Here is a 22,810-nt window from a genome sequence, read left to right on the forward strand (position 1 = left end):
ATGACCCGCGACATCTACCGCCTGATGCTGCCCGTCGTTTCGCTGGCCGTGCTGCTGGCCGCGACCTTCTGGCTGCAGCCCCGCGCGATGAGCTATTTCGGGCTGAACCTGCTGTTCAACCTGGCGGTCCCCATCGCGCTGGCGACCATCGCGCAGATGATGATCATCATGGTCAACGACATCGACCTGTCGCTTGGCGCCTTCGTGTCGCTGGTGGCCTGCGTCGCCGCGACCTTCCTGACCGACGCGCCGTTGACCGGGATGCTGATCCTGCTGGCGCTGGTGCTGGCCTACGCGGCGCTTGGGGCGGTGATCCACGCGCTAGACCTGCCCGCCATTGTGGTGACGCTCGGCATGTCCTTCGTGTGGGGCGGACTGGCGCTGACCATCCTGCCAAGCCCTGGCGGCACCAGCCCGGACTGGCTGCGCATGCTGATGACGCTGAAGCCGCCTTCGGTCCCGATGGCCGTCGCGGCCTCGATCCTCATCGCCGTCGTGACGCATCTGCTGATCGTGCGCTCGGGGATCGGGACGGTCTTGCGCGGGGTCGGCGGCAACGCGCGCTCCGTCCAGCGGGCAGGCTGGTCGGTGCTGCGGCTGAAGGCGCTGGCTTATGGGCTTGCCGGGCTATTCGGCGTGCTGGCGGGGATGGCGCTGGTCGGGCTGACCACCTCGGCCGACGCCAACATCGCGCTGCGCTACACGCTGCTGTCCATCGCCGGCGTGATCCTGGGCGGAGGAGAGTTCACTGGCGGCCGCGTCAGCCCCGCAGGCGCTGTCATCGGGGCACTGACGCTGACGCTGGCGGCCTCGTTCCTGAACTTCCTGCGGCTGTCGCCCGACTGGCAGATCGGCGCGCAGGGGGCGGTCCTGATCCTCGTGCTGGCGGCGCGGCTACTTTTCACCCGCCGAAGTGCGCGAGCGTGAAGGGAATGCCGATGACGCTTCTACAAAAACCCTGGCTCTGGTCCTGGCTCGCCGCGGCGGCGTCCTTTGCGCTGATCGTGGGCCTGACCGAGGGACGCGGCGCCGGCGGCCTCGCCTATGCCGCGCTCAGCTTCGGAGCCTTTGCGGCCATCGTGGGGCTGGGGCAGATGTTGGTGATCAGCCTCGGGCCGGGCAATGTCGATCTGTCGATCCCTGCCACCATGACCCTGGCCAGCACGCTGGCGCTGAAGGCCATGGGGTCCGAGCCGGGCACCGTCGCGATGGGGCTGGGCGTCGCGCTGCTGGTGGGGCTGGCGACCGGCCTTGCGAACTTCGCGCTGATCTACCTGCTGCGCCTGCCGCCGATCATCGCGACGCTGGCGGCGTCGCTGGTCTACCAGTCGCTGGCGATCTGGTCCAACCGCGGCCTGCGCATCCGCCCGCCTGCGGCCCTGGCCGAGTTCGCGACCGGCCGCAGCCTCGGGGTGCCGAACGTGGCGCTTGTGGCGCTGGCGCTGTCTATCGCGCTGTGGATCATGCTCGAGCGATCGGTTTGGGGCCGCTGGCTGCTGGCCTCGGGCCAGAACCTGCGCGCCGCGCGCCTCGCCGGCATCCCGGTCGAGGCCGTGCGCGCTGCCTGCTACGTCACCGTCTCGCTTTTCGCCGCCGTCGCCGGCTTTCTGCTCGCCAGCTTTTCCGGTGGGGCGGCGCTGAACATGGGACAGGAATACCTGCTGATGTCGATTGCCGTCGTGGTCATCGGCGGCACCTCGGTCGCGGGCGGCGCGTCCAACGTGCCCGGCATCTGGGGCGCCTCGCTGTTCATGTTCCTCGTCGTGTCGATGCTCAACTCCTACGGCGCGAGTGCCGGGCTGCGGATGGTACTGACCGGGCTCATCATCATCGGCATCGTCATTGCCGCCAGCACAAGAAGGGCCTTGCGATGATCCCAAGCCCCGCCCATCTCGACATCCGCGACGACCGCTTCCGGCGGTTGGTCCACCCGACGGCCCAACTGCGCCGCCTCTGCACCGGCCTCACCTGGACCGAGGGGCCGGTCTGGTTCGGCGACCGTGACTGCCTGATCTTCTCCGAGATTCCTTCTCAGATGCTGTACCAGTGGTCCGAGCGTTCCGGCCTGTCGATCTTCCGCGAGCGGACGGCGTTCAACAACGGCAACACGCGCGACCGGCAGGGGCGGCTTGTCGGCTGTCGGCACGGCACGCGCGACGTCGTGCGGACCGAGCATGACGGCCGCCTGACGGTGCTGGCGAGCACGCATGAGGGGCGCCGGCTGAACTCGCCAAACGACGTGGCGGTCAGCCGCGACGGGACGATCTGGTTCACCGATCCGACCTACGGCATCATCTCGAACTTCGAAGGCCACCGCGCCCAGCCCGAGCAGCCTGCCCGCAACGTCTACCGCCTGCCGCCCGAGGGCGGTTCCCCTCGCGCTATGATCACGGATTTCGCGCAGCCGAACGGCCTTTGCTTCTCGCCGGACGAGCGGCTGCTCTATGTTGCAGAAAGCGGCTCCAGCCACGATCCGGCGGTTCCGCCTGTCATCCGCCGCTACCAGGTCGAGGGTGAGGCCGTGACTTTCGTGGACGACTTCGCAGTGCTGGATAACGGGCTGCCGGACGGAATGCGCTGCGATGCCGAAGGCAACCTGTGGACCTCGGCCGGCGACGGCGTCCACTGCTTTGCCCCGGACGGCGGCTTGATGGGCAAGATCCTGATCCCCGAGACGGTGTCGAACCTGTGCTTCGGCGGGCACAATCTGTTCATCACCGCTACCACCTCGGTCTACGTCCTGTTCGTGGACGTTCAAGGGGCCGAAGAGTGGACACGCTGCGGGGGTTTCTGACGCAGCCCCTGCGTTGCTCACGGAGCACAACGCTTTGGGAGGATGATTGGATGCTCTTACTGAAGATCGTTGCTACCTCCGCGAACGGCCCCGGGAGGCGCTTGTACGGGACGGGACCACGGATCGCCCGCAACCCGCGCCATCGGCAGGCTGGCCGCCACAGCAGCTTTCTCGCCATTCCTAGCTCACTCTTGTCGAAGTCCTAGTCCGCGCACCTTGGTGCGCACCCCGATTTCTGCACCCAAACTGGAAAACATGCGCGACAAAGCCCACCGCATGAGAAAGGGCTCTAGAAGGACCCGGAGGCACCCGGGGGCAGGAACAGGCAACGGCGATCTCCGCGCGGTGAGGGCGGGTCTCCATCATTCAGCCTCCGGCGAGCCCCCAGTCGGCGGGCGTGCGCTTCACACTGTCACGGATACGCTGAAGGGCAGCGCGCTGCTCCTCCTCCATCGCGTCGGCGCGCGCTTGTTTCGGCTGAGGCACTTTGCGGAAGTGGCCTGCCCCGACCGAGTGGTCCGGTTTCAGTCTTAGTTCATGACGGGACTTGGTGCTACGGCCGGGGTGGCCGGCGAAGCGCCTCCGGATGGCGAAGCCGGCCACTGGATGACCTCGGGAGTTGGCGGGCGATAGCCCAGTGACGAATGCGGGCGCTTGGTGTTGTAATGGCGGCGCCAACTCTCGAGGATGATCTTCGCCTCGACAGGGCTGTAGAAAATCTCGCCGTTGATGAGGTCGTCGCGGAGCTTGGAGTTGAAGCTCTCGCAGTAGCCGTTCTCCTAAGGAGACCCTGGCTCGATGTAGGGGGTCTTCGCGCCGACGGCCGCGATCCACTCCCGCACCGCCTTGGCTACGAACTCTGGGCCGTTGTCCGACCTGACGTGATCCGGGACGCCACGAAGGATGAACTGGTCGGACAGCAGGTCAATGACGTCCGTTGACCGAAGCTTCCGGTTGATCCGGATTGCCAGGCACTCTCGGGTGAACTCATCGATCAGGTTGAGCATGCGGAACTTCCTTCCGTCGTGGGTCCGGCTCTCGACGAAGTCATAGGACCAGACGTGGTTTGGACGCTCCGGCCGCAGACGGATGCACGACCCGTCATTGAGCCAGAGGTGACCTTTCTTTGGTTGCTTCTGCGGGACCTTCAGCTTCGTTGGGGAAACGCCCCACCGGGGCCTTTCCTGATCCTCCTCAGTCCCGCCGCCAGATCCGCTCCACCCGTTCCACGTTCACGATCCAGCCTGCTTCACGCAGCAGGGCCGTGATCCGCCGATAGCCGTAGCGCCCGTATTGCGAGGCGAGCGCGATGATGTCGGCGGTAAGCGCCTCCTCGTCGAGGCGTCCGCGCGGCATCTTTCTCTGGGTGGAGCGGTGATGGCCAAGCACACGGCAGGCGAACCGCTCCGAGACACGGAACCTCTGCCTGACATGCTCGATGCAAGCACGACGGCGGGCGGGGCTTAGAAGTTTCCCAATGGCGCCTCGCGCAGGATGAGCTTCTCGAGCGTCAGGTCAGAGACGGCCTTCCGAAGCCGCTCCCTCGCCAGCGGTTCTCGGACCGATGGCGAACCGCTGGCTCGATCCTTCTCGAGCTCCTTCAAGCGCTTCACCTGGTAGGCTTCAGCCCGCCGGACTCCTTGCGCCACCGATAGTAGGTGAACCGCGTCACGCTGATCGAGCGCACGGCTTCGGCGACTGAATGGCCTTGCGACACCAACACGTCGACCTGCCGGAGCTTGGCGACGATCTCCTCCGGCCTGTGCTTCTTCTGGGGCATTCCTGCATCCTCCAAATGGCTCGAAAGCCATACCTCAGGGAGGACCACGTTTTCAGGTGGCAGGCCAGAAGACCTTCTCAAGATCCTTGTCGACCGTCTCTGCATATTCCGCAATAGCATCCGCAAAGTCGTTCCAAGTCCGGATCAGACGAGCCTTTCGACGCGTCACAGTCTTCTTCCGCAGCACGGGCGCGATATGAGCTTCAAGGCCATAGCCATGCTCGATCAGGTGAAACAGGCTGAGGCGATCTTCGCGCAATAGATCTTGCTCCTGAGGCGCGATCCAGCTCCCGAGACCAGCGTTGCATTCCTCAAGCACATCCTCTTCGCCAGAAGTAGTAAGCGATTCATCGTTATTGTTATGGAGAGCAGATTTCGCTTGCCGAAGGGGCGATTTCTGCTTCTCGATCACTGCAGCAAAGTCAGCGGGCGAAGGCTCCTTAGGCCTTAATGTCTTGTATCCAGAACTGCTTATCCCCACCGATGGCTCAGGGCCGTGGCGATGACCGCCTGCAGCTCGTGCTGGAGGTACGGCTTGGACAGGCGCGGCAGCCGCAGCGCGTCCTCTTCCGGAAGCTCGGCATAGCCAGTGGCCAGCAGGATCGGCAAGTCGGGCCTCAGCTGCCGCGCGGCTTCGGCCAGTTGGCGGCCATTCATCTTCGGCATCGAAAAGTCCGTAATCAACAGGTCAAAGAGCGGCCCGGATTGCAGAAGCTCCAGCGCCTTTGCGCCCGAATAGGCGGGCGTGACGTCGTGGCCGAGGTCTTCCAGCATGTCGACTGTGCTCATCGAGATCAGCGGATCGTCGTCGACCATCAAGATATGCAAGGGCCTGGCCTCGACCTGCGCCGGGGCAGGTGCGGGCGGGACAATCGTTGGTGCCACAGCATCGGCAGGCCCCAAAGCGGGCAGCCACAGTTCGGCGGTGGTGCCTTGGCCGACCTGGCTTGTCAGGTGCAGCCTACCATTCAGTTGCAACGCCAGACCGTGGATCATCGGCAGGCCAAGGCCGCTGCCCTTGCCGACGCCCTTGGTGGTGAAGAAGGGTTGGATCGCCTTGTCCACCGTTTCAGCGTCCATGCCCTCGCCGGTATCGGTCACACTGAGGCAGACATAGGTTTGCCCCTGCGCCTGCGGCTCGCCTACCACTCGCTGGGCAACTCCGACCGTGATGACGCCACCATTCGGCATCGCGTCGCGCGCGTTCAGCGCGAGGTTGAGCAGCGCGAGGTCCAGCTGGTTGTCGTCCACCAGCGCCAGAGGCAGTGCGGTTTCGATCTGGAAACGCAACTCGACCCCGTCGCCGATCGAGCGGCGCAGCAAGTCTTCGGCGCGTTCCACCAGCCGGCCGAGATCATGCGCCTCGACCGTCAGTTCCTGCCGCCGGGCAAAGGCCAGCATCCGCTGCGTCAGCGTGGCGCCACGCTGTGCTCCCTGAATGGCGCCCTGAATCAGCCGCTGCGCCCGCTCGTCTCCGGTAACGCGCTTGTCCAGCAGTTCGAGGTTCGACATCACCGCCGTCAGCAGGTTGTTGAAGTCATGCGCGACGCCGCCGGTCAGCTGGCCGAGAGCCTCAAGCTTCTGGCTCTGGCGCAGGGCGGCCTGAGCCTGCTGCAGATCACGCTCGCGGGCCTTCGCCTCGGTCAGGTCGCGGCCGATCGCGATGAAGCTGGCGCCGCCAGGGTCTGGCACCACAGTCCATTCGACATGCTTGTAGTCCCCGCTCTTGGTCATGATACGGTTCCGGAACTGCACGGGGCGGCCGGTCACGCCCATCTCGGCCAGATCGCCCGAGGTCTGCTCCCAATCCTCGGGGTGGATGAGGTCCTTGTAGGGCGTTGTCAGCACCTCGGCCTCGGAAAAGCCCAGAATGCGCGTCCAGGCGGGGCTCGCGGCCAGCATGCTGCCGCTGTAATCGGCATGAGCCAACATATCCGAAGACAGGGTCCACAACTGGTCGCGCTCGGCCGTGCGGCCGGCGAGCGCCCGCGCCTGCGCCCGCTCTGCGGTGACGTCTCTGCCGACGCCGTAGAGCCGCTCGCCGCCCGGCTCGGGTGAAAGGGTCCAGACGAAGCTGCGCCAGGAGCCGTCCGCGGCGCGCAGCCGATGCTCGAGCAGGACCGGGCGCTGCGTTCTTTTCAGTTCGGTCAGATGCGCGGCCACGTCGCCGGCGTCCTCGGGGTGTAGGATGTCGGCATAGGAATGGGTCAGCAGCCACTCCTCGTCATGACCCAGGACGCGAGACCACGACGGATTGATGCGCAGCAGCCGGCCTGACTGGTCGATCGCCGCCAAGAGGTCAGGGCTGAGTTCCCACAGCCGGTCCCGCTCGGCCGTGCGGGCCGCCAGCTCGGCGTCGCGGGCGCGTTCCTCCGTAACATCCCGGCCGGTGCAATAAACCAGCCCGTCCTCGGGCACGCCAACCCATGAAAGCCAATGGTAGCGTCCGTCCTTGCCCCGGTAGCGGTTCTGGAACTGGAAGACGGGCTGCCCCGCCAGCGTCAACGCAAAGCTTGAGCGCGTCCGCTCCACATCATCGGGGTGCAGCATCTCCCAGATGGACATGGCGGCCAGCTCGCTCTCGGACCAGCCGAGCAGGGCCGCCCAAGCCGGATTGAAGGCCTGCAAGCGCCCGTCCGGGTTCAGCGCGCCCATCAGATCGGGCGTAATCTGCCAAGTCGTGCCGCGTGCCAGCGTGCGCGCCACCACCTGCCGCTCAAGCTCTGCGTTCAGTCGGCGCAGCGCAGCCTCGCTGGCCCTGAGGTCAGCCACAGCGCTGACGCGTTCGATATGCGCCCAGGACCGCTCGGTCACCTCGTGCATCAGGCCCAGGTCCTCGGCAGTCCAGTTGCGCGGCCGGTTGTCGTGGATCGCCATGAGGGCAGTCAGACGCCCCTCTTTGGTCAGGGGCATACAGATGGTAGCAGCGATGCCGATGTTGCGGAAGGTCGCCGCCTCTTCCGGCGCCAACTCGCGCAGATTGTCAGTGACGACCAGCGGCTGGCCCGCCGTCAGGTTGCAAACCGCGGCGCGCCCGAAATCGGCCAGCCGGTATTGCCCGACGATGCTGGTGGCCCCCGGCGCGGCCCAGTCCCCACGGATGATGAAGCCGTCCTGATCCTCGTTCATGCTGGCATAGGCGCAGACCGAAGCATTCAGGTGCTGGCCCAGCATCCGCGTCGTGGTCGCCATCACGGCATCGGGATCGTTCAGCGGCCCCGTCGCCGCGCTCAGGTCGTCGAGGAACCGCAGCCGCGCCTCGCTGCCGCGCAGGGCCCGTTCGGCCCGGATCTGCGCCGTCGTCTCCATTGCCGAGCAGAAGACGCCTGCGATGCTGCCGTCATCGGTTCTGAGTGGAGAGTAGGAGAAGGTGAACCATGCAGGCTCGGCTTGGCCGCTGCGGTTCAGGATCAGCTCGAGGTTCTCGTGAAAGATCGTCTCGCCGCGCAAGGCAGCCTCGATCATCGGGCCGACAGCGGCCCAGATCTCGGGCCACACGGCGTCCATCGGCTTGGCCCAGGCTGCTGGGTGCTTGTCGCCGAGGATCTCGGTATAGGCGTCGTTGTAGAGAAAAGTCCGGGCCCGGCCCCACATTGTGAACATGGGAAAGCTTGAACTCAACATCAGGTCGACGACGGTGCGGAGCGCCTGCGGCCAAGAGACAAGATGGCCGAGGGGCGAGTTGTCCCAAGCATGCTTCTGGATGAGTTCTGCAGCACTGAAGGCTCCGGCAGAGGCTGGCAGTGTTATCGTCATCGGCAGCCGGTCCTCATTGCTCATATCATTGCATGCAATGTGAATGTTTATGCAGCCAGAGAAGGCAAGTCGAGGCGACCATCGCGCCTCCGTTCCGCCGCACAATTGGAAGCGATGACGCCGCATGTGGCGATAGCCCATGCTGCGCGTGCTTTGAAGTCGCATGCATGACATCAGCTCGCCCGCATCTGCGGGAACAGGAGCAGCATGTCCAGCGGTACCCGGTTCTGGCTGATCAGCCCTTCGTGGTGGAGGTGGAAATCCATTCTTCGGGTCGTGACCGGCCGGCACATGAAGGCGTGCCGCAGAAGCCCCCGCTAGCATGACAGAAATGAGCGAGAGCCGGCCGCCAGTCACCGGTTAGAGACCGTCGTGGATGCGCTATGATGGTAAGCGTCGTGCCGAGGCCGCTCGGCCGGGACCCCTTCGAACGCTATTTGAGGGCAGTGAAAGGCAGGCACTCCGGCAGCGCGCCTGCCGCAAAGCTCTAACGACGCGGGTACCGATCCTGATCGAATGACAAGTCAATGCGCAGTGGTCGCAGGATGCTGTCCATTACTAATTCTCCTGCAGGTGGCGCTTCCGAGTGTTGAATGTGGCCGATGACATCAAGCGAGGATGTCGCCGGCGTCTCGGACACATAGCTTCTGGGTGGAGCGAAAGCTGATGACGCTGATCTCGCGGCACAGTAACGCCCGGGATGATCGTCTCCCACAACGGCATTAAGTTGACCTTGAGCGCAATCCTGAAGTGTGGTGCGCAAATCGACTGGATGCGAACCGTGAATGCCAACGCGCAATTCCCTAGGCGCCAAAGCATCCGCGTTCGGCATACCCAAGAGCGCCGTGGCGTCCAGTAAAGGAACCTCGACGTGGGGCAGGCGCCCTTGGTCATGCCCACGTCATTTGAACTTTTTGCGTCACGGAAGTAGGATATTCAGGAGTTTCATGTACGCTGCTGGAACGTCTTCAACCGCGAGATGATTCATGAAGTTCATTTCTCTTGCCGTTGCCTTGTTGCTGGCCACCTACGCGCCGACTGCAGCCGTTGAGCGTGAAGGCACCATCACCCAAGGCGTCGCGTCAGTGATCGACGGCGATACGTTGGAAATCCATGGCTCTCGCATCCGCCTGCACGGCATAGACGCTCCAGAAAGCAGGCAAGCCTGCACCGAAAGCAACGGGTCAGCTTGGCGGTGCGGACAAGCCGCGGCCTTGGCACTGGCAGACAAGATCGGTCGGACTTCTGTGCTTTGTGAGCATCTCGACATGGACCGCTATGGCCGCATCATCGGACGTTGCTTCAGCGGCAGCGAGTATCTGAACAGGTGGATGGTCAGTGAAGGGCTGGCTGTCGCCTACCGTCAGTACTCCTCCGACTACGTCGCCGATGAGGCGCGAGCACGTGACGCGCGCAATGGGATCTGGCGAACGAAGTTCGACATGCCGTGGGATTGGCGCAAGGGGTCTCGCACGTCCGAGTCCTCCTCCGGAACACCTGAAATCCTGCAGAGGCTTGTCCAGCGTTCATATTCCTGTAGCCCGCGGCGAACATGTTCTCAGATCGGAAGCTGCCAGGAAGCGCGGTGGTATCTGGCGAACTGCTCCTGGGGCGGCCGCCTCGATCGCGACAATGACGGCATTCCCTGCGAGAGCATCTGCTGAGGGCATTTCTGCCCCTCCTCCTCAACGTGCGGCTGCCTCTCCCTGTGTAACAGGATAGGTGCGCCACCAGATCGGCAGCATTCAACTTTAGAGATAAGACTTGCCAATCAGGAAACGTTGCCGGTAGCACGGAAGCCGGTAAAGCGTCGCCGCTGGTGGCTTTCCAGATCCTCTCGCCCCTGCAGCTTCGAAAGGACGTTCTATGACTCAGCAGAGTTTTGCCCCCACGTTCCTCGACCAGCTGGACCGGCTCACGGCCGATCAGATCCTGACGCTGGCAGAGATGTGTCAGACCGAGGCTATGGGTGCGCTGCGGGCCATGGTTACGCCGCTGTGTCAGCTGGTGGCCGAGCGGCTTGAAGAAACCGCAGGCAGCTGATCCTGGAAGAGATGGTATTGTGCGGCCGAACGGGTGTCTTTTGGGGGGCGGAGGTCTGGCGGGGGTTGTGGGGGTAGAGGTGTTGCATCGAGCAGTCACGCAGCACCGCCCCACACCAAAGAGGCCCCAAACCATCGGTTTGAAGCCCCTCAGATGACGCTATTCGAGCAAGTGCTTTGCCACTTCTTCCCGCGTCAGGAAGGTCTCCATTCAGTTTCACATCAGGTTTCGATAAGTTGATAAGTTTATTGGATCGCGATCAGGTCTAAGCTTAGACAGCTATGGTTAACGGCGCGTGTGTTTTTCCGTAAGCGCAGGTTAATTCACCGAGAAAGAGTCCTAATCGGGACAAGCAGCGGCAGACGGAGCCTGCCCGCAAATAAAGAAGCGCAGCCGATGGCTGCGCTTCCAATCGACGCGACTGCCCTCGCAGATGAGTTTGTTCAGCTTCGGCAGATGCTGACGCTCCAGCAAAGCAGGATAGACGCTCTCCAGGAGCAGCTCGGTCGCTGAGCGCCCCACAAGACATCGAGTTGGCAAATCCTTCCTTCTGTCGTGAAGCGTTGTCCGTGGGTGCAGCTGTTCTCAGTAACCCGCCAGGTCAGCATCTGAAAATCCTTCGGCTTCTGCGACGGCCCGGCCAACAATTTGGGAAAGCGCGTCATTCATCGTCCAGCGATCATGGTCAAATCCTGCATGCGAGCGGCTGTCGCAACGGGCCGATGCAAGACCTGCGCGGATCACCTCATGTGCGGCCGGCCAAGCGGCCATTGCCCCCTCATCCTGAGCATCAAGGTCGCGCGCGAGACCAAGAAGTGGGGTTGCAGGCGTGGCCTCGAGCGCGGCTGAGACAAGGTAAAGGAGTGATCGGCCATAGATGTCGAGCCGGTCGGTCCTCTCGCGCGCTTCGGTAAGGATGTATTGTCGCAGCTGCGCAAGCGTGGTGCCGAGACGTGGCCGGATGGCCTTATCGTAATGTGCCAAGCTACAGGCGGGCGCCATTAGCGCAGCACTGGCCAACTTGTGCCCGCCATCTTCAGCGGCCTTCAGCACACCCTCAAGGAGCAATGAGCCAGCGCTGGTTCCCACGAAATGGATATTCATGGGATGCGGCGGGGCAGCGGCGCTGTCCATCAGCAGGCGCAGCGCACTTCCTCCCTCGGTCGCGGGATCGAAGGCAAGCGCAGCGCTTGTCTTGAGGTCGCGCCAAAGCCGACGACCGAGTGGCCGAGCCATCGCCTCCAGCTGGCCGTCAGTATGGGCAGCATCCGAGCCAACCCGCGCCCGCGTCTTGAGGAGCAGCTCGCGGAGGACGTCGACGACGTCACTGTTGAAGCCGGTCTCCCACATCACGTGCACCGGATAGATGCCGAACGCCTGGAAGGTCTTGCGCCAGGCCGTGATCCGGCGTGCCACCCCGTCGGCATCCGTCAGCGCGCCATGGGCGATCACCACGAAATGCTCGCATGGTGGCTTTGAAGGCTCGTTGCGGCCCGTGGCCAAAATACGAGCGGTCTCGGTCACGGTGTTCCATGTCTGGCCGTAGCGGCCGGACGAGACGAGGTTGCCGTCGTCAAGGTGGAGATAGTAGCCGATAACATTCTGGCGACGAGGGCGGGTGTCGCTTGCGGCGGCAGGGTCGCGCGCTGCGGCGTGGTTCCGGGCGAACCTTATGTTGAAGGCGTCGGGGGCGGAAACCGCGAGCCGAAGGACCCAAGCATCCTCGACATTCTCGAACCAGTCCTCGTAGCGCCAACGGGCAAGTCCCGGAAGCTTTCGCGTCTCGGCGTCGATGTAACCGCCCCAACTGGTGCCCCAAGAATTTTGGATAATGAAGCCCTTCTGATCATAGCCGACGATCGCGAAGGCGTGGCGACCGAGGATGCGGCCCGAGAGCGGGATTTCGGCGCCGGGTGTAGCCCAACCGTCGTGGATGCGCGCCGAGACGATCAGCGCGCCGGCTTCGCCCAAGGCGGCGTGGTAGTCGCTGATCTCGTGGTTGAGGCGGTAGTAGGCGCCGAGCGTGATCTCTCGCGCGCGGCGCGCCATGTCTGCTGTGAGGTTCCAAGGCGGTTGGCCAGGCGCAGGGTATTCCATCGCATGGAGGTCCGGATCGAGTGAATAGACGCCATTGTGGAAGAAGCCCTTGAGCGCACCGCGAAGGGTCGAGCCAGGCGCGAGGTCATCGGGCAGGTCGTCGTGCAGGCGCGCCATCTCGTAAAGCATCCGTGCGCTGACGCAGCGCGGCGGAAGCCCGAACATTTGCCTGCATTGCTGGTCGATGACCGCAGCTAGCGCAAAGCCTGTGCAGGCAGGATCATCGTGCTGGTCGCGAATGTTAAGGTCGGCTGCGTCAGGTATGACCACAAGCCGGAGCGGCTGTAGGGAAGGGACGTAGGGGCGGTCGCGGAGATCGCGCAGGTCCGCCGAAACGTTCAGGCTCCGCGCCTCACCCGCGGCATGGAGACGCCGGTACGTTGGCATGAGTCCTTCCTCGGGTTCGAGGCGGCCCGCCAAAGGGCGGACCTGCCAGTCGCTGAAGACCGTCAGAGCAGACCGGCGACACGCAGCATCGCAGAAACATCCGTCACCGCGACCCCGCCCACAGGCACCTCGTCGGGGGTCCAGCTTCCGCCGCCCGCGCCTTGGTGCCAGTAGGACTGGTCGTCCTCTACGATGAGGCCGACAAGCGTCTCCGCCACGATCCGGCTGCCGAGGGGGCCGAGGGTGTCACCTTGCGTCACCTCTGCTTCGCGCAAGCAGTAGAACCAGAGCGGCGTCGCCTCGAGCATGCCGCCATCGGAGAGGGCCGTGCCCGCCTCACCCTCATCCAGGATTTCCACCGGAAGCGGCGTGAGGCCATTCCCCTTCAAAGGCGGCGTGTGATCGGCATATCCCGACCTGTAGACCATCTTGCAGCCGTCAGCCTGTTGCGCACCGCTGCGGGCTTGGTCGAAGGCGTTGATCGCGGCGACGCAGGCCTGGCCCGACGGGATGTTCAGCCGGTGGCCACGGCGGAGGTTCCGTTCTGCGAGGTTGCGCAGGATGCGCTGAAGCTCCCCCCCGGCGCTGCTTTCCTTGAACATGTCCGAAAGCGGCGGCGCCAACTTCGTGTCTATCCTCCGTGCCATGCGTTTCGGCTGGACGGGGTCTTCCCCGATGAAGCGGGACCAGTCGATAGGCCAGTTCGACGGAAGGCGGTCGAAGCCCTGTCCGATCGCCGTCACCCCCAGCTTGTCGCCACCGGTGAAGGAGAAGAGCTCCTTGAACGTGGCTGCCTCGAAGTTGCGGTTGTGGTCATAGACCGCGCGGATCATCGAGTGTCCGAACCGGAAGGCGGCCACCGAGAACTCCAGCGGCAGCGGCAGCTCGCCTTGGGCCGCGACGCGTTCCCGGAATTTTTTGTAAAGGAGCGCGCCGTCGGCCTTCACCTGATCGACTACCCCCGGCTGGCAGATCGCGGGCAGGTAGAGGTTCACCACCATCCACTGGTAGATCAGCGTTGTCCGCCGCTTCGCCTCCTGAAAGCGGGCCTCCGCGTCGGGAATGTCGCCCGCAAGGTCGCTGGCGATGGCATTGTGCAACCGCAGGAACGCGAGGTGCGTCTGTGCGACGATCAGGTTTTCGTCGTTCCGGCCGTCGCCGATCAGCGCACGCGGTGCATTGACCGCGCCGTCCTTGAAGAACCCGTCCTTGAACGGGCCGGGGTCCAGCTCCTGCAGATCCGCGAGCGTCAGCCCCGACTGCGGGTCAGCCACGACATCGCCGAGCCGGGGCAGGTCCTGCAGACCATCGGCCGGAAGATCGACCGTCGGCCCGACGGGAAGGACTGTGCCGAGCCGCATCTTCGAGCGGTCGGCGGGGTCGCGCATCGCGTCACGCAGCTTCGCGGTAAAGGCCGTGTCGTTCGGCCCCTCGCCGTAGAGGCTGTCCAGCCGCAGCGTGCCGTTGCGGAGGTTGATGATGTTGTCGACAACTTGGTCACGGGACAGGGGCGGAACTGTGTCGCCGGTGATGACCGAGATCGGGTTCGGCTGCGGCGCATCGCGGTCGGTATTTGCGGTGATGTCATGGTCGATGAACTGGCCGAAATAAGTGATGAAGGGCGGGATGGAGGAATCCTCCGTGTCGGGGTCTCCGGCGGCCTCGGTCATCGCCTTCGCGAGCGCCTTCAGCGCGTCGACGGTTGCAGTACCGTCGTCGGGCACGCCGTCCGCGTCGGGGAAGAGGTAGCCGAAGGTCCGGGCACCGGCGCTCCCGAGACCATCTTCAATGCCGCCGCTGTCGAGAGGATCCACCTTCGCCCCGGGCGCAACCGCCGAAAGTGGCACCGTCCCCGGAGGCGGCACGGCGTTCTCGACGCCGCCTGTGGGTGGCAGGATAATGTGCTGTCCATGTCCGAGCGAGAATAGCATGTGTCACTCCCCTTGCTGAAACTGGCATTGCCAGGAACCGGGTGTCGCGGTGCGTTCTTTCCGTTGCTCTCCGATCAGCGGTGCAGGTGTGCCACCGCAGGCACCCAATGCGCGTAGTTTCTCGTCCCAAAATAGCCTGCAAAGTGCAGGCCGGACATGACCGGACCCTCGGGTGTGACGGCCATGATCCCCGAGCCGGACGAGCCGCCCAGGGTCGTCGCATCATGCGTGATGGCATGAGCATGCGCGTCGCCGGGAAACCTGCCCGGCGCAAAGTCTATCCGGCCCGGCGAAAGGCGCTTTACGCCGAAGCGATCACCGATCAGGGCAAAGAGAAGCTCCCTTGAAATGGTCGCATCATTCCCGTCCTCCCCATCCACGAGCCAGGATCCCCAAGGCTGGGCCGGGTGGCCAACGTTGAAGAACCAGTCTTCTGCCACCACCGCGTCTGAAGCGGTGTGATCTGCCAGGGGAAGGTGCTCGGGGAACGGTTTCTCCGGCTTCTCTTCCAGCGTCAGGATGGCGATGTCGAGATGGCCGAGATTGACCTGGCCCGCAATCGCGTCGGGACCTGCCCAGTCAACGGCGGCAATCCGGAACACGCGGTCGGGGTCGGTGCCCGCACCAAGTTCCACACCGAAGTCGACGGCGAAGGACGGGTCCTTGATCACCCAGGTGCCGTTGATTTCCTCGGCGAAGTCGCGGGACTCGATCACGTGGCGAGCGGTGGCGACGCGGCCGTCCGGAAGCATCCACGCAGAGCCGTAGACGGCATTGGCGGACCGGTCCGAGCCGCGCACGATGCGGCCCGAGGCGGCGACGAGGCGTCGGATATGGGTTTCGCTCTCGCGGACGCGGTCGAGCCAGCCGCCGCGGGTAAGCCGCTCATCCGTCAGGTCGACAAACCCGTCCCGGACATAAAGCGCAGGCCGTGTTCCGTCGGCAATGATCAAGGACTCGACCAGCCCAAAGGTGTTATCGTCAGCACGAGTGTCATCTGGCTCGCCGCCCAGGAGCTCGATAATCCGCTTGACGCGCAGGCGGAACTTTGACGCGGCGTCCGCGTCCACCGGGACGTTTGGCGGCTCGACCACCTTGTGGGCGAGGTCCTCGTCAAGCCGGTCTAGCATTGCACTTCTGCCGTCGGCGCTGAAGTCTGCCGCGCCGCCCGGCGTGTCGAACCGCGCGCGCATTTCGCCCATTGTAGTCGGAACGTCAGGCAGCGAGCGGCGGTCAAGCGCCGGAGCTGCAGGGCCTGGGTGGCGGGCGGCGCAATAGGCGTTGCGCCCCGCGTCGAGGAACCGCGTGGCGAGCCAGGCGGCCAATGCGCTCGCCAACACGGCCGGCAGGGCGAGTGGGCCAGTGACAAGCCAGCGTGCAAGGGCGCCCGAAAGATGCGAGCGAGACTTTGCCAGCGCCTCAAGGACAGCTGCCTCCACAGCATTGTCAGGGCCACCGGCGCCATCGCAGACCAGCGCACGAAGCTCGCTTTCCCACCACTTGATCAGCCGGCGCGTAGCGGCGTGCAGAGAAGCGATTCCAAGCTCGGGAGCGGGACGGCCGATGACGAGAGGGGCGATCTCGGCCTCGTCGGCCAGTGTTGGGTCTAGCTCCAGAAGCTCCACCCGCAGGTCTAGCTCGCGCAGGAGCGTCCGCTCGTCGAGAGCCGACAGGCGCTCCGCCTGCACGGCGGCGGCGAGACGCTCTAGTGTAGGAGGCTCTCCTTCTTCGGCGAGTGCCTCTGCCGGAGATGGCTCGGCCGAAGGCGGCATGCCATCCTCGGGCGCGGGACCGCCAAGCCGCTCAGCAAGTGCTTTGCGAAAGCGATCCGCCGCGCGCGCCGCGTTGGCGGCGTTGAGGTGGATCTCGTCATGCCAATCGCCCGGACGGGTGCCGATCCCGGTCAGGTCGATATGGACGAGCTTGCCGTGGAATTCGGAGCGCCGCGCAAGGGTGGCGAGCATCCCGTTGAACTTCCGCAGGATCGTCTTCACAACATCGTGCTGGACCTCCGCTGGGACGCCTCGGGCGCTCAGAGGCCGGCCGATCCATGCACCGCCACGAGGAAAGGCGGGCCCGTATCCATGGATGAGGATAAGCACATTCGGAAACGCACGATGGACGCTACGGAAAAGCTCGAGGTAGCGGGCGCTCATCCGGCTGAGAAACGTATCCAGTACCGGACCGACAAGTGCTTCGCCGGTTGCACCCGGAAAGGGAGCCTCGACCAGGCGCCCGAGCTGGCCGTTGTCGAACAGGTCGTTCCCGCCTGCCGAGAGAAGAAGGGCGGAGGCGCGCTCCGCTTTCAGGTTGAGCAGGATCTCCCGCTGATCGAGTATATCCACCAGCCGGTCGCCTGCAGCGTCAAGGCTCAGGATGGCGTGATCCACCATCAAGTGATCGATGATGTCGAGGAGCGAGGTCGGGTACTGGAACCAGCTATCGCCCTCCGAGACGATGCGGTGGCCGCGCCAGCCGTTCGAGATCCGGCGCCGGTACAAACGGTGTCGGCGGGTGCGCATGACGGCGTTGGCGAGGCCCATACCCACGCCCCCTTCGATGCGAGGGGGGATGTCGGTGACTAAACTGGGATTTGGTTGCAACTCGGGCCCCATTCGGTCAGGGACGGACACCTCGATCATATAGCCCAGATAGTGGTCAAGGTTGCTGTCAGGATCCGCTAGGCGAACTAATAGGTCGTCATACTCGATCGGTAACAGAACTTTCGACATCATCAACAACCCTGAACAACAAGCGGGAAGTCGCCTCGACGCTTGATCATAGCATCTTTTCTGCGCCGTTGCCACAGCACGGAGCCAATCATCCAGTTAGCGACACGCCCAGCCACGAGGTGGTCAAAGCCATTTAATATGTTAGTCTCCATAGGATATCGACCGGCGCGTCTACCTATTATTGCTGAAGCGTGGGCGGAACATGGTGATGAGGAAGGGGCATGGACTGGCGAACTGCTCGTGACTTGATCGAGATTGTCGGAGGGCAAAGTCACACGCTCGATCTCGAGGCGCACTCATCGATGTTTCAGGACCATGCACCACAGCTTTCTGCCCTACTTGAGCGAGCGGGAGTGCAAGCGGTGGCCCGCACTTACTCCGAATTCGACCGTGATGCGGTGGAGGCGGCCGCACGATACAAAATCTGGATGTGCACTGCAAATCTTGCCGCACTTATCACGTCATGCGCAACCGCTGCTGCCATGTCTTGGGCGCTGGCAGTGAACGACGCCCGATGGCTGCAGGCGGGGCTACTGCAAAACGGCGATATGCTTCTCGGGGCTATTGCGTCCAGCGCGGCGATGACAGGTGCTGTATCGCTATACGTTCTTCGCCATGGGCGGCTTTTGGAGTCTTGGATGGCGAAACGAGCTGCAGCGGAGTCTCACCGCACCGCCTACTTTGAAGAAGTGGTGAAGAGGGCGGTGGCACAGCCTGCCCCTGTTGCACTTCTGGCGCTTGAGTATTTCCGCCGGTACCATTTCGATGTTCAAAAGGCCTACTTCCTGAAACGCGCCCGGCAGCACGAGCGGTCCGGACAGAAAACCGTAGCTTTGGGAGCCGTCGGGGCAGGGCTCGCGGCTCTGACGAGCGTTGTGGGGCTTACATCTGAATATGCTCAGCACGTCATGGGGGCGCTCACAGTAAACGGTGCCGCTCTGGGTGCGTTCGCTATTGGACGAGAGCAACTTACTCAGGATCACCGCAACTCCGAGCGTTATATTCGAACCTATGCAAATCTGGTGGAGCTCTCACGGAAGCTTGACGATGTGCGGGACGCGGCGCAGGAGGGCGGGGCGCAGGCCGTGTTAGAATTTGTCATGGCGGTGGATGAGCATATTTCAAACGAGCATCGGCAGTGGCTTGAGAAAACTGAAGCGACTAAGGCGGCCATCGCACGTCTTGAGGAAATATTGGGGAAGCGAGCAGCAGCCGGAAATGGTTAGGGTCAAGGTCAGAATGCTACGGCGAGGCCGGCGTGGATTGTTGTGTGGTCGATGAACGCATTACCCACCATGGTCTCCGCGCCGACAGAGATCCGGCCACGATCACCTAAAGGCAACGAGACACCAACGGATACGTCACCCCAAGTCCGGTCGACAGGACGGCCGAGGAATGAGAATCTTAAAGGATTGTCTCGCCCGTCCTCTAGAAAGCGCGCTGTCACACGTTCTTGCCCGTCACCAAAGAGGCGCGTCACGCCGCCGCCAAGGCGCAGACTGCCCACTGCTGATGCGACTTGGAATGGGACTTCATAGTCGAGTCCAAAACGCAGTTCGGCGCGACTTGTCTGGCTGTCATCAAAGATAAGCGCGGTGCCGAGGGGTTGCGTAGGTCGGACTTGTTCAGATACGCCAGGAAAGTTAATCATGGTGCCGGCAGGCTGCTCGGCTTCGGAGAAGCCTTTGCGTCGCATCGAAACGAGCGAAAGTCCAGCGGAGGGTATAATGCTTGCGGCGCCGAACTCGAGACGTTGCTCGACCGTTACGAATGCGTCCGCTGTGAGTGTGACCGGGTTGCCTCTAAGAGTGCCAGCAAACACCTCGTTCAAGCTCAGCTGAGGGCCAACCAACGCGCTTACAATGCAGTTCTGGATGGCGAAGTTGTCTCGCGTGCGGCTCGCGCCTATTCCGTAGTCGACCAAGACACCACGGCCGAGTTCCTCGCGCCCGTTTACTCGCAAAGCGACTTTCCGACTGTCGAAAGTGCCGCCACCTCGGATGCCGCAGATCTTAGCGAAGGAAGTGTTGTAGCGTTTGGCTAATTCATCCAAGATCGGGTTCTCATCAAAAGTTGCATTAACATCTAAATTAGATGCAAAGTTACCTTTGTAGTTGGTGTAAGTGAACACAGCACCTAGGGTTCCAGTGCCGCCGTCGTTCGTTGAAGCAGTGCCTAGTGCTAGACCGGTGCCGTCAGCGTCAGCTGGCAAACCGTATCTGGTGCCAGCAAGTGTAAAATCGCCACGAAAAGTTTCAAAATAGAACTGTGACCCTCTACTCGCAAAACGAAGAGCAACATTGCCGTCAGCGTTCCCGAGAAAATTTAGGCCGTTCTCTGACTCGTCACCAGCATCGTCTTGAGCGCGGTCTAGTTCCGGGATACCGACTGTCCGGAAAGGTTGTGATGAGCCGAGGCCACCACCGAGTGCGACTCCGCTTGCTTGATTATTCCCATTGGCGCAGTGGCGAGAGAGGTTGCGACCAATCGGGCCGGTAACCATCTTACCAGTCAGAAAGCTGCGCCCAGTCAGATCGCCAGGTGTAACTCCGATAGCGCAACCTGTTTGCGTGGCGTCCTCTCCAGGTCCGCGCACATCATTGGGCAGGAGTGTCTCTAGTGCCTCTTGCCGTGTGTCAAAGTTCGTATCGTGAACTTGTCTAGGACCTCGCTCGTGTTCGGCAACTGTGACGCTAGGCAGGACCATTACTGTGAAGCAGAGATATTTCAGCATGGAGGTTCTCCCAAATGAGGGGGGGCAAGCATTGTCGGCAGGCGCACGACAAGATCTGTAAACACCGGTGCGTCTGGGTGGCGCTTGGCAAGCGCTTCGGCTTCAGCTTTCGCGTTCGCGAGTACCGCTAGGGCCTCATCAGATCGGGCGGTTTCGGCTAAGAATTTTGCATGGTATGCTGCAAGCATAAGCCTCTCGGCCTGCCAAAGATCGCGGTTCTTCGTAGCGAGCAGAGTGTCGTAAGCCTCTCGCGCTTTGTCAAAGTAGGTCTCGGTCGCCGCAGCTCCTGACCGAGCCGAGATCAGCGCCAGTGTCGCCTGCGCAGCGGCCAGATTCTGGAGGTGGACTTCGCCAGAGGAGGCTTTCCAGAGTGCTTCGCGCGTTGCGACTGCCTCCTTAGCGGCGTCTAGCGCCGCTTCGGCTGTTGTCGGCCACTGCCCCGCTGCCGCCGAACCACTAGAAAGAAGTTCCGCCTGGACTTGGAGCCCGGCAGCAAGATCTCTTAGCCAAACAGAATTTAGAGGGTCGACGTACAGCAGCGTTTCGATCAAGGAGATCGATTCTGCAATCTGCTGCTGTGCAGTAGCGAACTGCAAGGATCGCTCCGCCGCACCCAAGGTGCAAAGGCTCTGTAGTGACGCGCTCGCTAGACGTTCCAGTGCAAGAGCATGGTTGCGCTTCCAGTCCGTGCGGGTCGGATTTCCAGACGAGCCACGGATCGCGATAGACAAAGCCGCTTGGAAGCTCCTCTGCGCATCGTCTAGCCGGCCTGCCGCTGTCAGTGCGTCACCATAGAGAAGGTGGGCGTGGTGGATTATAGCTGCGGCCGAAAGATCACTGCCTGCACGAGACTCCAAAGCAGCGGCGTGTTTTGCCGCCTCGGCCTGTGCCTCGAAGCTTTCCGTATAACGCAGCAGCGCGCGGAGGACTTTGGCATAGTCAGCCAGTTCTGCGACAAGAGTTTTCATGTAGAACGGGTTTCGCGTAGTCTCGGAGCGGGTCCGAGCAGAGTCCACGCATGCTCGCTTGTCGAGTTCGGCGCCCTCCAGATCGTCCGTTCTGTAGCGGATCTCGGATAGGTGGCAGAGTGCGCTCAGCTGCGCGGTGGATGGAAGGCCGGCTATCGCGTTTGCACCCTCGGCCGCCGCTACGGCTCCGACGGCATCCCCCAAGCGCAGACGTTCTAGGCTTATTGCTTTTAGGTACGAGGACATACCAACCGCAAGCTCGTCAGCTCCGACTCCGTCTACTAGCCCGACGCGCACTGACAATGGCGGGGGCGCCCTGAGCATTTCCAGCAACGCTTGAGCTTCAACTAAGTATTTCGATGAGCCTTTAGCTCCTCCTTCAGCGCGACGAGCGAATGCAGCCAACTCGAGGTTCAGCCGAAGCTGGGCGAGGCGAAGCCGTGGCGCCTCGGCTGCTTCAGTCACAAGTGAACCGAAGTCGCGCGTCGCCCCTTCATAAAGTTCGGCGAGAATAGTTGTGGAAACGCCAAAGCGGTCACGGAACTGGGCCGCAGTTTCGACCTGTCTTGCAGCAGTTTCAATCGCTTCAATCAGCCTTGCATTCGCCCGCTCTGATTGTCGCCAAGCTACGGTTCCCGCGACGCTCGTGCCTAGAGCTAAGACGACCATCGCGGCGGCGACTGCTGTAGCCCGCCTCCGCCGCACGCGCTCGGCAGCAACATGCCGCTGCGTTAGTTCCGCCAGAGGGATGCGAGTAATGGCAGCAATGACTTTAAGGCGCGCCATCTCGAGGCCATCACCGCCATCCTCGACGGCTCGCATGTCCGGTGCGAAGGGTTCTTCGGCCCTTACTGCTAGAAGCGCTGGAGGAAAAGCGCCCTCTGGACAACTCACAGGATCAAAGCGCCGTGGGAGACCACGCGCCAAAATCGGCAAAATTGTATCCGAACGCCCGAGTTGATGAAACGCCTCAATCTCAGCATTTACCCATCGTGAGGCAGCAGCCGCAGGAGTGCACAGGACGATCAGAAATCGCGCTGCGGACAATTCTTCATGGATAGCTCGACCGAGGTCGCCGGAGGCCGCAAGATCGCTCCGGTCGCGAAAAATAGGACCGAGCTTTTGCCCTAGACGTCCCGAGGGGGTCTCGCGACCTATTAATGGGGCCGGCGTACGAAATTTTTCTAGCTCGGAGTGCATAAGCTCTCCCGCCCGCCGATCAACCGAAGAGTAACTCAGAAAAGCGATATAGCGCGACATGAAGCGCCCCCGCATCAAGCCGATTGCTCAATAGTGGCAGCCTAAAGTTCCACCGACAATATAATTCCGCTCTTAGGGGCGGGAAAATTGTCATGTACTCCAACCTATTGATATCTAGGGAGCCTGCGATACACGAATGTAAATAATGATGCCTCCTGCACATCGGCTGTCGTCGTCTAAGTGAAATGTGTTGCCGGCAGGGAATAACGCAGGCCCTATAACAGAGCCCGTTCACTGACCTGCCCCAATGAAGTGGTCCGGTTTCAGTCTTAGTGCATGAGGGGCCAAGGAGCTATGGTGGGGGTGGCCGGCGAAGCGGCTCCGGATG

General features: G+C 62.8%; 13 protein-coding genes and 1 pseudogene. 6 read left to right on the forward strand and 8 right to left on the reverse strand.

The window, feature by feature from the left end:
- The 3 genes from BLP73_RS17790 to BLP73_RS17800 are packed head-to-tail and all read left to right on the forward strand — an operon-like array spanning nt 1 to nt 2,794.
- Nucleotides 1-927, forward strand: a complete 927-nt coding sequence (locus BLP73_RS17790) for an ABC transporter permease (protein ID WP_090748017.1) — start codon at nt 1-3, stop codon at nt 925-927.
- A gap of 11 nt (nt 928-938) precedes the next feature.
- Nucleotides 939-1,874, forward strand: coding sequence for an ABC transporter permease (locus tag BLP73_RS17795; protein ID WP_090748020.1), 936 nt, complete (start codon nt 939-941; stop codon nt 1,872-1,874).
- Complete coding sequence (locus tag BLP73_RS17800) at nt 1,871-2,794, forward strand: SMP-30/gluconolactonase/LRE family protein (protein ID WP_090748023.1); 924 nt, start codon at nt 1,871-1,873, stop codon at nt 2,792-2,794. Before BLP73_RS17795 ends, BLP73_RS17800 begins: the two co-directional genes overlap by 4 nt.
- Nucleotides 2,795-3,324: 530 nt before the next feature.
- Here BLP73_RS17800 and BLP73_RS17805 read toward each other — a convergent pair.
- From BLP73_RS17805 to BLP73_RS17815, 3 genes and pseudogenes are all read right to left on the reverse strand, one after another.
- Nucleotides 3,325-4,574: pseudogene (locus BLP73_RS17805) on the reverse strand (IS3 family transposase).
- A gap of 52 nt (nt 4,575-4,626) precedes the next feature.
- A complete protein-coding gene (locus tag BLP73_RS19185; protein WP_139166024.1) occupies nt 4,627-4,986 on the reverse strand; it encodes a hypothetical protein in 360 nt (119 codons plus the stop codon).
- Between the two features lie 59 nt (nt 4,987-5,045).
- A complete protein-coding gene (locus BLP73_RS17815; protein WP_175453422.1) occupies nt 5,046-8,177 on the reverse strand; it encodes a PAS domain S-box protein in 3,132 nt (1,043 codons plus the stop codon).
- Between the two features lie 1,139 nt (nt 8,178-9,316).
- On the opposite strand from BLP73_RS17815, the gene BLP73_RS17820 reads away from it, so the two are divergent.
- Together BLP73_RS17820 and BLP73_RS19515 are read left to right on the forward strand one after the other, a co-directional pair.
- On the forward strand, nt 9,317-9,994 hold the full coding sequence (locus BLP73_RS17820) for a thermonuclease family protein (protein WP_139166026.1): 678 nt from the start codon (nt 9,317-9,319) through the stop codon (nt 9,992-9,994).
- A gap of 202 nt (nt 9,995-10,196) precedes the next feature.
- Nucleotides 10,197-10,373, forward strand: coding sequence for a hypothetical protein (locus BLP73_RS19515; protein ID WP_175453423.1), 177 nt, complete (start codon nt 10,197-10,199; stop codon nt 10,371-10,373).
- A 585-nt stretch (nt 10,374-10,958) separates the two neighbouring features.
- Here the strand turns inward: BLP73_RS19515 and BLP73_RS17825 are convergent.
- From BLP73_RS17825 to BLP73_RS17835, 3 genes are all read right to left on the reverse strand, one after another.
- A complete protein-coding gene (locus BLP73_RS17825; protein ID WP_090748033.1) occupies nt 10,959-12,857 on the reverse strand; it encodes a C1 family peptidase in 1,899 nt (632 codons plus the stop codon).
- 62 nt (nt 12,858-12,919) lie between these two features.
- Entirely contained in the window at nt 12,920-14,788 is a 1,869-nt protein-coding gene (locus BLP73_RS17830; protein WP_090748035.1) for a peroxidase family protein, read from the reverse strand.
- A 74-nt stretch (nt 14,789-14,862) separates the two neighbouring features.
- The gene (locus tag BLP73_RS17835; protein ID WP_139166028.1) at nt 14,863-17,520 is read right to left on the reverse strand and encodes a trypsin-like serine peptidase; all 2,658 of its coding nucleotides are present in this window, start codon (nt 17,518-17,520) and stop codon (nt 14,863-14,865) included.
- Nucleotides 17,521-17,741: 221 nt separating this feature from the next.
- On the opposite strand from BLP73_RS17835, the gene BLP73_RS17840 reads away from it, so the two are divergent.
- Nucleotides 17,742-18,746: a hypothetical protein gene (locus BLP73_RS17840; protein WP_090748041.1), complete on the forward strand. Its 1,005-nt coding sequence runs from the start codon at nt 17,742-17,744 to the stop codon at nt 18,744-18,746.
- Between the two features lie 8 nt (nt 18,747-18,754).
- Here BLP73_RS17840 and BLP73_RS19190 read toward each other — a convergent pair whose 3' ends face one another.
- Entirely contained in the window at nt 18,755-20,254 is a 1,500-nt protein-coding gene (locus BLP73_RS19190; protein ID WP_139166029.1) for an autotransporter outer membrane beta-barrel domain-containing protein, read from the reverse strand.
- On the reverse strand, nt 20,248-22,482 hold the full coding sequence (locus BLP73_RS17845) for a toll/interleukin-1 receptor domain-containing protein (protein WP_175453424.1): 2,235 nt from the start codon (nt 22,480-22,482) through the stop codon (nt 20,248-20,250). Before BLP73_RS17845 ends, BLP73_RS19190 begins: the two co-directional genes overlap by 7 nt.
- Nucleotides 22,483-22,810: the final 328 nt, after the last annotated feature.

This window comes from Paracoccus tibetensis, assembly GCF_900102505.1.
GTDB lineage: Bacteria > Pseudomonadota > Alphaproteobacteria > Rhodobacterales > Rhodobacteraceae > Paracoccus > Paracoccus tibetensis.